A 13,146-nucleotide genomic window follows, 5' to 3' on the forward strand; every position below is an offset into this window, starting at 1 on the left:
TGCCTAATGCTGGAGTTTTCCATGACCGACGACATTGACCAGATCCTCATCAGCGCCTTGATGGAAGATTCACGGCGCTCACTCAAAGCGCTGGCGCAGATCAGTGGATTATCGTCGCCAAGCGTGGCTGAACGCTTGCGGCGCCTGGAGGAACGCGGTGTGCTCAAGGGCTATACCGTCGAGATCGACCCGAAATGCTTTGGTTACCAATTGCAGGCCATCGTCCGGGTGCGGCCATTGCCGGGACAGTTACAGGAAGTTGAACGGCAGATTCTGTCGATTCCCGAATTCACCGAGTGCGACAAGGTGACGGGCGAGGACTGCTTTATCGCGCGCCTGCATGTGCGCTCGATGGAACAACTGGACACCCTGCTCGACCGCCTCAATACCTTGGCCGAAACCAACACCGCGATCGTCAAGAAGACGCCGGTCAAGCGCCGTTTGCCACCGATGGCCTGAGTGCTTTTTCCGCACGTTCGGCGTAGATTGAGGTTTTTCCGGCGAAGGATTGGCGGTAATGAGATTTCAGGCAATGGTGTTGGCAGCGTTGACGCTTGCCGGTTGCGGGACCGTACAGACCGTGGTGCGCAGTGATCAGGCTGCGGTGGACAGCCTCAAGGAGCAGAAAAGTTATTGCGGGGCGGTGCCAAGGATTTACAGCGGCCTCGCCTACGACTTTTGCAGCCTGCATGCGCCTCTGGGCAAGGGCGTTGATGCCGACGATTACAAAAACGCCGCGATTCCCGTGGTGTTGATCGATGCCGTGGTGTCCGGGGCACTCGACACGCTGTTGCTGCCCTACACCGTCTACAAACAGCAGACTGATGGCAGCATCGTGATCAACTGAAAAAAGCCTGCGCACGCCGAAACGTGCGCAGGCTTTTCGCTTCTTACTCCAGCAGTTGCTGCAGGCTCGGGTCACGAATGACTTTCTGCAATGGCTGCGGCGTGGCGTTGTTGGTGGACTTGAGCATTTTCAGTTTCATGTCCGACGCTTTGCTGCACGCATTCTTGCCGTCAGCATAGATGCCGCTCATGTCGCATTTCCACTCGAAGTAATTCACCAGACCGCCGGACAACTGCAGGCTGTAGTCAGTGCTTTGAGTGCCCGGAGTGAAAGCATGGCCGGCCGGAATGTTCTGGAACCACTTCATCCATTCAGGCGAACCCGGCTGCGGCGCATTGGCCTGGAACGTTGGATTCATGATCGCCACTTGCGGCGTTTCGGCGGTCGCATGGCAGCTCAGGCAGGAACTGTTGGGGTTGTCCACCGGACCATTGAGGCGACCGTTCCAGCCCAGATGGGTGGGCGGCAACTCTTGGGTCTTGGCGTTGATCGCAGTCTGTTGCAATGCGGGGTTGATCTTGGTTTGCGTCGGTTGCGGGTTGGTGAAGTCGTTGCCGATTTCTTCCGGATCGTTACCCCACATGATCCCTACCGGGACAAGGTTGTCCCAGCCCGGCTTGCCGGTTTTCGCGCCGTTGTACTGAAAGGTGCCGAAGATCCAGCCAGTGGCGCTCATGCGCTGATCGCGCACGGCGATGTCCATCTGAATCAATGCGACATCCTTGACCTTGCGATTGGCCGACGTGAACGTTTCGGTGACGTAGCCCTTCCACAACACCGGGTTCACCAGGAACGGCACGGTGCTGCGATCGATATCGGCGAACAGGGCTTTGCAGACTACGGTGCCGTCGGGGAAGCTGTTGGGTGCCGATGTGTATTTCGGATCAGGGTTGTTCGGGTCTTTCCAGACCTCTCCGATGGTATAGGCACCGATGTCGTTATAGATGCCCACCGCGTAAGTCTGGCCGGTGGCGGTCTGCGTGGGGGCGAGTTGCTTGACCTGGATCTGCGCCTCTTTGGTCAGGCCGTGAATCCCTTCGCGTCCCAGCGGGCCGTAGTGCTGCCACGGCATGTGATACCACTGACGTTTTTTATTGTTCTGCACGTACCAATCAGCCTCGACGTTGCCTTCGAGGCAATAGGTTTTGACTTCCTCCATGTACGCACGCCAAGTCTCAAAATTGTTATCTGGCTTGGTCGGTAGATTCTTGAAAAAACCGGGTAGCGGTACTTTCGGCGCTGTGGCCGGGTAATTCTGGCTCAACTCAAACAGTGGGCCAGAGTATTGGCTGGAAGGTGGTTGATAGCCGAAGTCAGGATAGACGCCGGCGAGGGTTGACGCGCTGAACAGCGCGGTGGTGATGGCCAGTACAGCCAGTTTTCCTTGGGGCTGGTTCATCGATGATCTCCTTGATTGGGACAACGCCTGCAATGGCAGGGCCTCCATTATTTTTCTGGTATCAGGGTCCCGGTCGTTCGCCGGGATACGGTCACGGTGCATGGAGTTTGGGGTGGTTCACCTCCCGATTTTCACTGGACGAACGAATACAGTCGCTCTCGACCGAAAGGCCTGGCGATCAACAGCAAGGGAAGTGAATGCGAGGGACGCAGGAATTAAACGAGGGGTGCTGGTTACCGACTCCTGTCGATCAGGCTACTGCTCTTCCTTGGTAATTAGGTTTAGGTGAGTTCCAAAAATACGCCACTATTTTCAGATCATTTTGTAGGCGAAAGGCCACTACGCTTTTCGACGAGCAACAAAAAACCCGCCGAAGCGGGTTTTTTGTTGAAACGACTAACGATCAGTCGTCGCGGCTCATGATGCCGAAGATCTGCAACAAGCTGATGAACAGGTTGTAGATCGATACATACAGGCTGATGGTCGCCATGATGTAGTTGCGCTCACCGCCGTGGATGATGGCGCTGGTCTGGAACAGGATGCACACGGACGAGAACAGCACGAAACCTGCGCTGATCGCCAGTTGCAGGCCGCTGACCTGGAAGAAGAAGCTTGCCAGCGTTGCACCCAGCAACACGAAGAAACCAGCGGTGATGAAGCCACCGAGGAAGCTCATGTCCTTACGGGTGATCAGCACGTAGGCCGACAGACCACCGAACACCAGTGCGGTCATCGCGAACGCCGAGCTGACCACTTCAGCGCCGCCCTGCATGCCCAGGTAACGGTTGAGGATCGGGCCGAGCAGGAAACCCATGAAACCGGTCAGCGCAAAAGCGGACACCAGGCCCCACGCGGAATCACGCAGCTTGTTGGTGAGGAAAAACAGCCCGTAGAAGCCTATCAGCACCACGAAAATGTTCGGGTAGCCAACGCGCATCTGCTGGGCAACGAAAGCCATGACGCCGCTGAATGCGAGGGTCAGAGCCAGTAGGCCATAAGTGTTGCGCAGGACGCGGCTAACCTCTAGCTGCTCAGCCTGCACGCTGTTATTAACTGCGTAATCCTGTTCGCGCATGGCGACACTCCTGTTGGTTTGAAACGTTCAGTCGCAAAGATCATAACAGACGCTCTGTAACAAGCCATGCAGAGAGTTTGACAGTGTGTTTCATTCAGGTATTATGGCGCCCGCAACGCAACGGAGGTGTGGCCGAGTGGTTTAAGGCAACGGTCTTGAAAACCGTCGACTGTAACAGGTCCATGAGTTCGAATCCCATCGCCTCCGCCATATTCTGTACCGACAAAGCCCTGATTATTCAGGGCTTTGTCGTTTCTGGGGTTTGAGATTTCCAGATTTCTTCGCTGGTTGGCGGCCACCCACTAAAAAGGTCAGCCAAGGCTTGCCACCGGAATAGGCAGGAGCAAAGTGAAAAATGGAGTTTTCAGCTCTTTACGCGTACTTGCGAGAGGCACTCTCCTGATTGACCAACGGCTATACCACGCCAGGTCGCTGATGGAATGCAGACGAAGCCATCAAACAGTAACCGAGCCGTGCGCATCAGTCCGCACCCAACCAATCGCTCGTCCTGCAAGCGCACCTCCACCGTGAACTCGCCCGTCGGATGTTCGATCGACAGGCGTTTCACCTCGCCCTCCTCCACCACCGCCATGACCGCTGCCACACTGCCTTTGATCAGGCAGGCGGCGGCCACGCTGACTGCGCCGAACACGCCAATGCTGGTGTGGCAGCGATGGGGAATGAAGCTGCGTGTGGTGATGGCCCCACCGACCTGCGGCGGTGCAATCAGGCACATTTTCGGCACGTTGCGCTGGCTCACATCATCCAGATTCATGCGCCGCCCCGCTTGCAGGCGGATGGACTCCAGACGCTGTTTCAGTGAAGCATTGACGTCGAGTTGCGCGGGACTCTCATAGCCACTGCAATCCAGCTCTTGCGCGTTGATCAGCACCACGGGCATGCCGTTATCGATGCAGGTCACTTCAACGCCGTCGATCACGTCCCGGGCGTTGCCGGTCGGCAGTAAGGCGCCGCAACTGGAGCCCGCGACATCCTCGAATTCGACAATCAACGGCGCGGCCTGCCCCGGCACGCCGTCAATACGGGCGTCGCCGTCATAGCGCACTTCACCATCAGACGTTGGGACATGGGCGATGGCGATCTGTCCGGTGTTTTCCATATAGATCCGCACAGGGGTGACGTCGGCTGTCGCCGCCACCAACCCGCGCTCGATGGCGAACGGACCGACACCGGCGAGGATGTTCCCGCAGTTCTGACCGTAATCGACACGCGGCTCATCCACCAGCACCTGGGCGAAAAGGTAATCGACATCAGCACCCGCGCGGCTCGACGGTCTGATGATCGCCACTTTGCTGGTCAGTGAATCAGCGCCGCCAATGCCGTCGATCTGCCGCGCATCCGGCGAGCCCATCACCGCCAGCAACACGCGATCTCGCAGCGCAGGCTCTTGCGGTAAATCGTCGGCCAGAAAGTAAGTGCCTTTCGACGTACCGCCGCGCATCAATAGACAGGGAATGCGGGTCTGCGCCATGCTCAGTCTCCCAGTTCTTCGAGGCTGTCGACGTAACGCAAACCCTTTTCCGCCAGGCGCACGCGCATGTTGTAAATGTCCAGCCCCAGTTCACCCTTGGCCAGTCGCAAAGCCTTCTGTTCCTCCAGGTCGGCCCGGGCGCGACTGGCTTCGACGACTTGCTGCAGCTCGGTGCGTCGTACGACCACCACACCATCGTCATCAGCAACCACCACATCACCCGGATGCACCAGTTGCCCGCCGCACACCAGTGGCAGGTTGACCGAACCCAGGGTTTCCTTAATTGTGCCTTGCGCGCTGATGGCGCGGGACCAGACCGGGAAGCCCATTTCGCGCAGGGTATGGGTGTCGCGCACGCCGGCCTCAATCACCAGCGCCCGGACGCCGTGAGCCTTGAGCGAGGTGGCCAAGAGGTCACCGAAGTAGCCGTCGGTACACGGTGAACTCGGCGCAACCACCAGAATATCGCCGGGCCGGCATTGTTCGACGGCCACATGGAACATCCAGTTGTCACCCGGCGCAACCAGCACCGTGACGGCTGAACCACTGATCACCGTGCCTTGTTGAATCGGCCTGATCGAACTCGCGAACAGTCCTTTGCGGCCCTGTGCTTCATGTATGGTCGCGACCCCGAAGCGTTTCAACTCATCGACTAGCGCCGCTTCGGCCCGCTGAATATTGCGCACAACAACGCCAGTCTTGCCGATATGTTCGCTCATCCCAGATTCTCCGTGACACGCGGGAAAATACTCTGGTAACCCTCGCCATAAACGATGTTGCGGGTTGAGGTGATCCCGACATTACGTTTGGCTTGCACACCACGCTGCAGGGCGACGCGCGTGTAGTACTCCCACAAATGCTCCTGCCCGGCCATGCACTGGATGGCCGCGTACTTCTTGTCCCAGACATCAGTGATGTCGAGCAATACATCGGGGCGCCATTCGCATTGCTCGGGCTGGTGTGGCTCGAAACTGTAGACCGGCGGTGCACCGACGATTTTCTCACCCGGTTTATAGCCTTCGGCCTGGGCGATGATGCGCGCCTCCTGCGTCAGGTTCATGGCCAGCGGGTGATCGTAGTTGTACGGGTCCTTGAGCGAGTGACTGAGGACGAACTCCGGTTGCACCCGGCGAAAAACATCGGCTAGACGGAACAAGGTTTCCTTGTCGGCGCGCATCGGGTAATCGCCGATATCGAAGAACTCGACACTGGCCCCGAGAATGTCGGCGGCGGCCTGAGCCTCTTCGCGACGTGCGGCTTTGACCTTGTCTTCGCTCATCTCGCCCTTGCGCCACAACTTGGCGGATTCGCCGCGCTCACCGAACGACAGGCAGACGATATGGACGTTGTAACCCTGCTGCGCATGCAGGGCAATGGCACCACCGGCACGCCAGACAAAATCGGCTGAGTGGGCGCTGACAACCAGCGCGTTTTTGGTTGATTCGATCATTGCGGATACTCCTTTGCGTTGCGAAAGAGCATCGCATCGCACCCCGCCGACGGAGTAATGCGTTCGAGTGTTCGAGGTATGCGTTTTTTTTATTGCCACTCGAAAATAGCGGCGGCATAGTCGTCGGATTCGCCGACCCACAGAGTCCTTACCCATGGAAGTCTTTGAACTGCCGAGCCTGATGCACGTGCGCGCCTTCGTCCGCGTGGCTGATCACGGCAGCGTCTCCAAGGCGTCAGTCGCGCTGTACCGGGCGCAATCGGTGGTCACCCGCTCGATTTCCGAATTCGAAGAACGGCTAGGCGTAATGCTGTTCGAGCGCCACGCCAACGGTATGCGCCTGACCAATTTCGGAGAGCGTTTGCTGCCCCGAGCGCGACGGGTGCTGGCAGAGCTTGGGAGCGTGCCGACATTGCTCGGCCAAGGTGAAAAAGCTGCGATTGAACCGCTTTATCTGTTCCAGGCGCGACGCCTGCAAGTGTTCGTCAAACTCTGTGAAACCCAGCACATGCAGACAGTGGCCAACCTGTTGGGGCTGAGTCAGCCTGCGGTCAGTTCGACGCTGAAAGTCCTCGAAAACGGCTGCGGCCAATCGCTGTTCGAGCGCACGCCGCGCGGCTTGCAACCGACCCGCGCGAGTCATGACATCCTGTTTGCAATCCGCCGTGCGCTGAACGAACTGCGCCATATCGACAGCGACATCACCGCCCTTCGCGGTGCCTTGCACGGCGTCGTCCACGTCGGTGCCCTGCCCCTCGGCCGCACGCGCATCCTGCCCGAAGCCATCGTGCGCCTGATGGCCGAGCACCCGGGTATTCAAGTGATCACCAATGAGAGTCCCTTCGACCTGCTGGCGACTGAATTGCGCGCCGGTGATGTGGATTTCATTTTCGGAGCGCTGCGTTCGTCGACCTATGCCAGCGACCTGGTCGGTGAGTCACTGCTGACAGAGGAAATGGTCGTGCTTGCGCGGCGTGATCATCCGCTCTACGGCAAAACCGGCCTGCAAGATCATCTCGCTAACGCGAAGTGGGTATTGCCGCGCGCCGGTTCGCCGGCGCGCAAAATGCTCGACGACTGCTTCGCCGGTTTCGGCATTCCGGCGCCTTCCCCGGTGGTGGAAAGCGCCGACATGGCGATCATTCGCGGACTGTTGTTACGCTCGGACATGCTCGCAGCCGTTTCAGCGCATCAACTGGAACAGGAAATCGCTAGCGGCGAGTTGTGCATTTTGCCGCTGGAATTGAAACAGACCGCCAGGGCCATCGGCCTGACGTACCGCAGCAGCTGCCTGCACTCACCGGTCGCGCAGGCGTTGATGGAGGTGATCCGCCAGGTAATCCGAACTCAGGCCAATGAAGCGGTTAAAGCAGGTTCAACGGATAGCTGATGATCAAGCGATTCTCGTCGAACTCATTGCTGCTGTAATCGCGGCGAATGCTCGAGTTGCGCCAGCGCAGGTTGAGGTTCTTGAACGCGCCGTTTTGCAGCGTGTAACCCAACTCGGATTCGCGGCCCCATTCTTTACCGTCGGTGACGGCTCCGCTGTGCACATTGTCGCCGCTGATATAACGGTTCATCAGGGTCAGACCGGGCACGCCGAGGACGGCGAAGTTGTAGTCATGGCGCAGCTGCCAGGATTTCTCCCGCGCATTGTCGTAGCTGTTGTTGTAGCTGTCGTTGGCCAAGGTTCCGCCGCTGGTGCCGTTGACGCGCATCCAGGCATCGTCGCCGCTGAGCTTTTGCAAACCGAGGTAAAACGTGTTGCCGCCGTAGCGTGCCGACAGCAATGCCGAGAACGTACGGTTGTCCAGATTGCCTGCGCGGGCACTGCCATCCTCGCGACCCCAGAAGTAGCCAAGATTGGCGCCCAGCGTCCAGTCACCCAGTGGTTGGCTATGAACCAGTTGCAGATATTGTTGCTGATAGATGTCCTTTAGCTGAGCATTCCACACGCCGATCATCGTGCGCTTTTCGTTGAACGCGTATTCGCCGCCGACGAAGTTGAAACGGTCAGAGGTAAACGCGGTTTTGCCCTGCATGAACATGTCTTCCATGCTTGAATCGTTGCGCGGACTGTTCTGCCGGAACTGACCGCCATACAAGGTCAACCCGGCGATATCCTGTGAAGTGACCTGACCGCCACGAAAGGTTTGTGGCAACGAGCGACCGTCGTCGGAACGCAATATCGGCAACACTGGCATCCACTCGCCGAGCTTGATTTCGGTCTTGCCGATTTTCATTTTCCCGGCGACAGCCAGGCGCCCAAATTGATCGGCAGGTCGGCCATCACTGTCCAGCGGCAGCAATTGCGTGCCTCCCGTGCCTTGACCGCCGTCAAGCTTCAGCGAATACAGGCCCAGCACATCCACACCAAATCCGACTGCACCTTGGGTGAATCCAGAGCGGAAATCGAGAATGAAATTCTGCGTCCATTCCTCGGCTTTGCCCTGCGCATTGGCCGGGTTGGTGAAATTACGATTGATGTAGAAGTTGCGCAGATTGAGATTGGCGCTGGCGTCTTCCACAAAGCCTGCGGCGCTCGCCTCGACAGGCAGCACACAAACAGCGGACAGCGTGAAGACTACGCGAGTATTGGCGGTGATTTTCATTGTTATTGTTATCCATTTTTTTGGGATGAAGCAGTCCGCTACGCCCGCATGAGCCGGGCGCAGTGAAATCATTCAAGGGTGTTGCGAAGCGGCCCGGAGCGAGCCGTCGATGACGCCGTGACGTTAGCGCGGGGCCTTGCCCGCTACCGAATAGAGCACCTGCTGATTACGGGTTTTCATGAACGCCTCCAGGCTTTGTCCGCGCATCGCTGCGTAGATCTGCAGATTCGGCACCCCAACCACGGCAGCGAGTTTTTCCAGCACGAAGAAAATCGCCCCGTAGTGAATCAATCCGCGCCAGTCGCGGCGGCGCAGCAGATCCCGCTCTTCGTCGCTCAGCCCTGCTTCATCGAACAGCGCTTCGGGTTGGTCGAGGAAACGCTGACGCCAGTGCGGCTCGATCATGCGATGCAAAAACTTGTTCAACCGATAGCCCTTGGCGCTGCGTTCCAGGGTGAACGGATAGGTGCCTTCAAGCTTCTCGATACCCGCCAACTGATGCTGCATGTGCTGCAAATGCCGCGCAATGACGTCAACGGGAACGGGCCGATCCTGATTTTCCAGCAACAGTGTGGCAATGCCGGTCATCGACGGCAGGTAGTAATCCTGGTGCAGGTTTTTCACCGTGGCCGACAGCGCGCCGCGCATGATCAGCCAGGTGATCACTTCCGAACCTTCCATGCCCCCCAGCGCGGCGTATTCGGCATGGGTCATTTCGGTCAGGCGCTCGGGATCATTGACCAACAGATCAATGAACTGCTGGTCCCACTCCGGGTTGTTGAACCCACAGCGTTCGCCGTGCACCTGGTGGGAAACGCCACCGGTCGCGACGATGGCTACTTTCAAGTCCTCGGGGTAGCTTTCGATCGCCCGGCGCAGCGCCTGGCCCAACTTGTAGCAGCGCCGCGCACTCGGCACCGGGAACTGCAACACGCCAACCTGCAGCGGCACGATCTCCACCGGCCAGTCCGGCTCGCACGGCAGCAGCGCCGACATCGGCGAGAAGAAGCCATGATCGAGCGGCTTGTCACGGAAGAAACTCATGTCGAATTCATCCGCTACCAGGCTCTCACCGATGTGCCGCGACAGCGCCGCATGGCCAGCGATCCCCGGTAACTCGCGTGGATTACCGCCCTCATCAGCGACTTCGTAACGCTCATCGACACCGAGGGAAAAGGCACCATAGTGATCAAAGAAAAACGAAGTCACGTGGTCGTTGAATATATAGAACAGCACATCCGGTTGCTGCTCCTTCAGCCACACCTTGATCGGCTCAAAACCACGGAAAATCGGCGCCCAGGCGGCCTCATGCTGCTTGTCGTGATCGACCGCAAAGCCGATAGTCGGGGTGTGAGATACAGCGAGGCCACCAATGATGCGTGCCATAACGAGTTCCTTTGTCGAAAAAGATTAATGCGTCAGCAAGGCCCGATTGACTCGGCGCCGTGCATGACCGTTGGCCATGATCGCCAGTGCAGCGATAAAGGCAGGCACGCTCAACAGGGCAAACAGCAGCGGCAACCCCAGCCCGAGGCTGAGCACCGCGCCACCGATGAGTGAACCAAAGATAGCCCCGAAGCGGCCGATACCCAGCATCCAGCTGACGCCCGTGGCGCGACAATCTGTCGGGTAGTAGCCCGGCGCGAAAGCATTGAGGCCGGTTTGCGCCCCACTCATGCAGAAACCTGCCGCCACTACGCCGAACGCCAGCAGACTGGATTCGAGGCTGAAGGCGCCCAGCAGCAGAATGAAAGCGCCACCCAGTGCGTAGGACGTGGCAATTACCGCGTTTGGATTACGCCGGTCCATCGCCCAGCCGACTACGATGGCGCCGACGGTACCGCCAATCTGGAACAGGCCGGTGATGGTCGCGGCGCGTTCGATGGACAGCCCACCTTCACGCAGCAGGGTCGGCATCCAGCCCATGGTCAGGTAGATCACCAGCAACCCCATGAAGTAAGTCGCCCACAAAGCGAGCGTGCCGAAGCGATAGCTTTCGGTGAACAACAAGCGCAGCGGTGCTTTTTGCTGAGCCTGCGGTTCGGCAATGACGAATTTAGTCGCCGCGCTAAACGTGCCCCCCAGCTTGCTCAGAACCTTGGCAATCTGGCTGGCGGGCGCGTTGCGCGCGGCAAGAAAACGCGCCGACTCAGGCAGCAACAGCCACATCAAGGGCAGTAACAACATCGGCAGAATCCCGCCAGCGAGCAGCACCGACTGCCAACCGTGATGGGGAATCAACCACGCGGCGAGAAATCCGCCCAACCCCGACCCCATGTTGAACCCGGTGAACATGATCGTGATGAACAGTGACCGATTGCGTTCCGGCAAATACTCGGAAAGCAGTGTGGTGGTGTTGGGCAACGCTGCGCCCAGCGCCACACCGGTCAGCAGACGCAAGGCCGCCAGTTCGTAGGGATTACGCGCAAAGGCGCAGGCCAGGCTCAGCACGCTGAAGCCAGTCACCGCCGTTAGGAGTACCTTTTTGCGGCCGATTCGGTCGGCGTAAGGGCCAGCGGTCAGCGCGCCGATCGCCAGCCCAACCATGCCCGCGCTCATCACTGGGCCAAACGCTGCTTTTGACAATCCCCACTCTTGAATCAGCGAGGGGGCAATAAACCCCATCACCGCGACGTCGAAGCCATCGAAAAGCACGATGAAAAAACATAAACCCATAATCAGCCACTGGTACGGCACCACTTTGCGGTTGTCGATCCACGCTTTGATATCGACCGTTTCACTCGTCATGCTCTCACCTTCTTATTTTTGTAGAAGTCCCGACGGACAAGGCCTGTAAGTAGACCGTCCACGCTGAACGATGAAGGTGACTGTAAAGCCGCAGGTATACCGCCCGCCTCTGGGAAATCCTTAAGCAGGTATCGGTTTTTCTTATCGGGGGATCAAAAGAGATAAACGGGGCGTGGTAGAGCGTGGGATTGATGACCGTGGCGCGAGCGGCCAATAATCGAGTACCTCATCGAACAAACCTCCCTGCTTCGACCTACCGATTGCAGCTTTTCTAGCTACGCTTGCCGACAAGAGTCTGGCGTAAGTACGCCTACTGCTTATCAGTCAAGGGAGCCAACATCCATGGATAGCATGCAGGGCGTTTATCCATCAGCAACCGTTCTGGTGGTCGACGATACCCCAGACAACCTGATGCTGATTGCCGAGTTGCTAAAGGACAAATACCGGGTCAAGGCCGCCAACAGCGGTGAAAAAGCCTTGCGCCTTCTGCAGGCCGACACGCTCCCCGACCTGATTCTGCTGGACATCATGATGCCGGGGCTGTCCGGTTATGACGTTGCCGAGCGGCTCCAACATGACGCCCGCCTCTGTCATATACCGATCATTTTCCTGACCTCCATGACCGCCACGGAGGACGAAATTCGCGGCTTGAGCCTCGGCGCTGCTGACTACATCACCAAGCCGATCATTCCTCCGGTGCTCATGGCCAGGGTCGAGACTCAGGTCAAGCTCAAGGCCGTCGCCGACTTTCTGCGCAATCAAAACGATTTTCTGGAACAGGAAGTGCAACGCCGTACCCGCGAGGTGATTGCCATCCAGGATGTCACCATCCACGCCATGGCCTCGCTGGCCGAAACCCGCGACAACGAAACCGGCAACCACATTCGCCGCACCCAGCACTACATAAAATTGCTGGCCGAACTGATGCGCGAGCATCCGCGCTTTCGTCACTTTCTCGACGAGGAAACCATCCAGCTGCTATTCAAGTCGGCACCGCTGCACGATATCGGCAAGATCGGCATTCCTGATCGCATCCTGCTCAAGCCCGGACGTCTCACGCCGGAAGAGTTCGAGATCATGAAGACCCACACAACCTTGGGACGCGACGCCATCCAGCACGCCGAGGACCAGTTGGGGATCGGCGTCGACTTCCTTCGTCTGGCCAAGGAAATCGCCTACGGGCATCAAGAAAAATGGGATGGCAGCGGCTATCCGCAAGGGTTGGCCACCGACGATATTCCGATCAGCGCGCGTTTGATGGCTGTGGCGGATGTCTACGATGCGCTGATCAGCCGCCGCGTATACAAGCCCGGCATGCCCCATGAGCAGGCAGTGGAAATAATCCGCGAAGGCCGCGGCAAACATTTCGACCCGGACATCTGCGATGCATTTCTGGCCAATGCCGGGCAGTTCCAGAACATTGCCGTGCAGTTCGCCGACAGCGATCAGGACTTGGCCAGACAATTGGCCTTGCTTGAACAGATCGCTGACCAACCCTGAGCCGTGTGCCGCTCTTTGCCCCC

General features: G+C 58.4%; 12 protein-coding genes and 1 tRNA gene. 5 read left to right on the top strand and 8 right to left on the bottom strand.

Annotated elements, in window-relative coordinates:
• The first annotated feature begins 21 nt into the window (after positions 1–21).
• Positions 22–459, top strand: coding sequence for an Lrp/AsnC family transcriptional regulator (locus PMI23_RS07655; protein ID WP_007915449.1), 438 nt, complete (start codon positions 22–24; stop codon positions 457–459).
• 58 nt (positions 460–517) lie between these two features.
• Positions 518–847, top strand: coding sequence for a YceK/YidQ family lipoprotein (locus PMI23_RS07660; RefSeq protein WP_007915447.1), 330 nt, complete (start codon positions 518–520; stop codon positions 845–847).
• A gap of 43 nt (positions 848–890) precedes the next feature.
• Here PMI23_RS07660 and PMI23_RS07665 read toward each other — a convergent pair whose 3' ends face one another.
• Positions 891–2,246: a hypothetical protein gene (locus tag PMI23_RS07665; protein ID WP_007915445.1), complete on the bottom strand. Its 1,356-nt coding sequence runs from the start codon at positions 2,244–2,246 to the stop codon at positions 891–893.
• 403 nt (positions 2,247–2,649) lie between these two features.
• Positions 2,650–3,321 (bottom strand): Bax inhibitor-1/YccA family protein, encoded by a 672-nt coding sequence (locus PMI23_RS07670; protein WP_007915443.1) that lies wholly within the window; start codon positions 3,319–3,321, stop codon positions 2,650–2,652.
• Between the two features lie 122 nt (positions 3,322–3,443).
• On the opposite strand from PMI23_RS07670, the gene PMI23_RS07675 reads away from it, so the two are divergent.
• A tRNA-Ser gene (locus tag PMI23_RS07675) sits at positions 3,444–3,531 on the top strand.
• A gap of 154 nt (positions 3,532–3,685) precedes the next feature.
• On the opposite strand, the gene PMI23_RS07680 is transcribed toward PMI23_RS07675, so the two are convergent.
• From PMI23_RS07680 to galB, 3 genes are read right to left on the bottom strand one after another with little or no spacing between them, the layout of a single operon-like run.
• The gene (locus PMI23_RS07680) at positions 3,686–4,813 is read right to left on the bottom strand and encodes a 4-oxalomesaconate tautomerase (protein ID WP_007915441.1); all 1,128 of its coding nucleotides are present in this window, start codon (positions 4,811–4,813) and stop codon (positions 3,686–3,688) included.
• 2 nt (positions 4,814–4,815) lie between these two features.
• A complete protein-coding gene (locus tag PMI23_RS07685; RefSeq protein WP_007915439.1) occupies positions 4,816–5,532 on the bottom strand; it encodes a 4-carboxy-4-hydroxy-2-oxoadipate aldolase/oxaloacetate decarboxylase in 717 nt (238 codons plus the stop codon).
• Positions 5,529–6,263, bottom strand: coding sequence for a 4-oxalmesaconate hydratase (gene galB, locus PMI23_RS07690; RefSeq protein WP_007915437.1), 735 nt, complete (start codon positions 6,261–6,263; stop codon positions 5,529–5,531). The genes PMI23_RS07685 and galB overlap by 4 nt, the downstream gene beginning before the upstream one ends.
• 154 nt (positions 6,264–6,417) lie before the next feature.
• Here galB and PMI23_RS07695 point away from each other — a divergent pair, with 154 nt between their 5' ends.
• On the top strand, positions 6,418–7,653 hold the full coding sequence (locus PMI23_RS07695; RefSeq protein WP_007915432.1) for a LysR family transcriptional regulator: 1,236 nt from the start codon (positions 6,418–6,420) through the stop codon (positions 7,651–7,653).
• Here the strand turns inward: PMI23_RS07695 and PMI23_RS07700 are convergent.
• The 3 genes from PMI23_RS07700 to PMI23_RS07710 all read right to left on the bottom strand — a co-directional run bounded on the left by PMI23_RS07700 (position 7,628) and on the right by PMI23_RS07710 (position 11,623).
• A complete protein-coding gene (locus PMI23_RS07700; RefSeq protein ID WP_007915430.1) occupies positions 7,628–8,875 on the bottom strand; it encodes an OprD family porin in 1,248 nt (415 codons plus the stop codon). The two genes, PMI23_RS07695 and PMI23_RS07700, sit on opposite strands and share 26 nt — an antisense overlap.
• Positions 8,876–8,998: 123 nt before the next feature.
• The gene (locus tag PMI23_RS07705) at positions 8,999–10,261 is read right to left on the bottom strand and encodes a gallate dioxygenase (protein ID WP_007915428.1); all 1,263 of its coding nucleotides are present in this window, start codon (positions 10,259–10,261) and stop codon (positions 8,999–9,001) included.
• Between the two features lie 24 nt (positions 10,262–10,285).
• Positions 10,286–11,623, bottom strand: coding sequence for an MFS transporter (locus tag PMI23_RS07710; RefSeq protein WP_007915426.1), 1,338 nt, complete (start codon positions 11,621–11,623; stop codon positions 10,286–10,288).
• Positions 11,624–11,965: 342 nt separating this feature from the next.
• Here PMI23_RS07710 and PMI23_RS07715 point away from each other — a divergent pair, with 342 nt between their 5' ends.
• Positions 11,966–13,123, top strand: a complete 1,158-nt coding sequence (locus tag PMI23_RS07715; RefSeq protein ID WP_007915424.1) for an HD-GYP domain-containing protein — start codon at positions 11,966–11,968, stop codon at positions 13,121–13,123.
• The last annotated feature ends 23 nt before the right edge of the window (positions 13,124–13,146 follow it).

It is taken from the genome of Pseudomonas sp. GM24, from assembly GCF_000282235.1.
In the GTDB taxonomy this organism is placed as follows: Bacteria; Pseudomonadota; Gammaproteobacteria; order Pseudomonadales; family Pseudomonadaceae; genus Aquipseudomonas.

Excerpts from the sequence above, each read along its gene's own strand:
- PMI23_RS07655 (WP_007915449.1), top strand. The coding sequence starts at position 22 with ATGACCGACGACATTGACCAGATCCTCATCAGCGCCTTGATGGAAGAT.
- PMI23_RS07660 (WP_007915447.1), top strand. The coding sequence starts at position 518 with ATGAGATTTCAGGCAATGGTGTTGGCAGCGTTGACGCTTGCCGGTTGC.
- PMI23_RS07665 (WP_007915445.1), bottom strand. The coding sequence starts at position 2,246 with ATGAACCAGCCCCAAGGAAAACTGGCTGTACTGGCCATCACCACCGCG.
- PMI23_RS07670 (WP_007915443.1), bottom strand. The coding sequence starts at position 3,321 with ATGCGCGAACAGGATTACGCAGTTAATAACAGCGTGCAGGCTGAGCAG.
- PMI23_RS07680 (WP_007915441.1), bottom strand. The coding sequence starts at position 4,813 with ATGGCGCAGACCCGCATTCCCTGTCTATTGATGCGCGGCGGTACGTCG.
- PMI23_RS07685 (WP_007915439.1), bottom strand. The coding sequence starts at position 5,532 with ATGAGCGAACATATCGGCAAGACTGGCGTTGTTGTGCGCAATATTCAG.
- galB (WP_007915437.1), bottom strand. The coding sequence starts at position 6,263 with ATGATCGAATCAACCAAAAACGCGCTGGTTGTCAGCGCCCACTCAGCC.
- PMI23_RS07695 (WP_007915432.1), top strand. The coding sequence starts at position 6,418 with ATGGAAGTCTTTGAACTGCCGAGCCTGATGCACGTGCGCGCCTTCGTC.
- PMI23_RS07700 (WP_007915430.1), bottom strand. The coding sequence starts at position 8,875 with ATGAAAATCACCGCCAATACTCGCGTAGTCTTCACGCTGTCCGCTGTT.
- PMI23_RS07705 (WP_007915428.1), bottom strand. The coding sequence starts at position 10,261 with ATGGCACGCATCATTGGTGGCCTCGCTGTATCTCACACCCCGACTATC.
- PMI23_RS07710 (WP_007915426.1), bottom strand. The coding sequence starts at position 11,623 with ATGACGAGTGAAACGGTCGATATCAAAGCGTGGATCGACAACCGCAAA.
- PMI23_RS07715 (WP_007915424.1), top strand. The coding sequence starts at position 11,966 with ATGGATAGCATGCAGGGCGTTTATCCATCAGCAACCGTTCTGGTGGTC.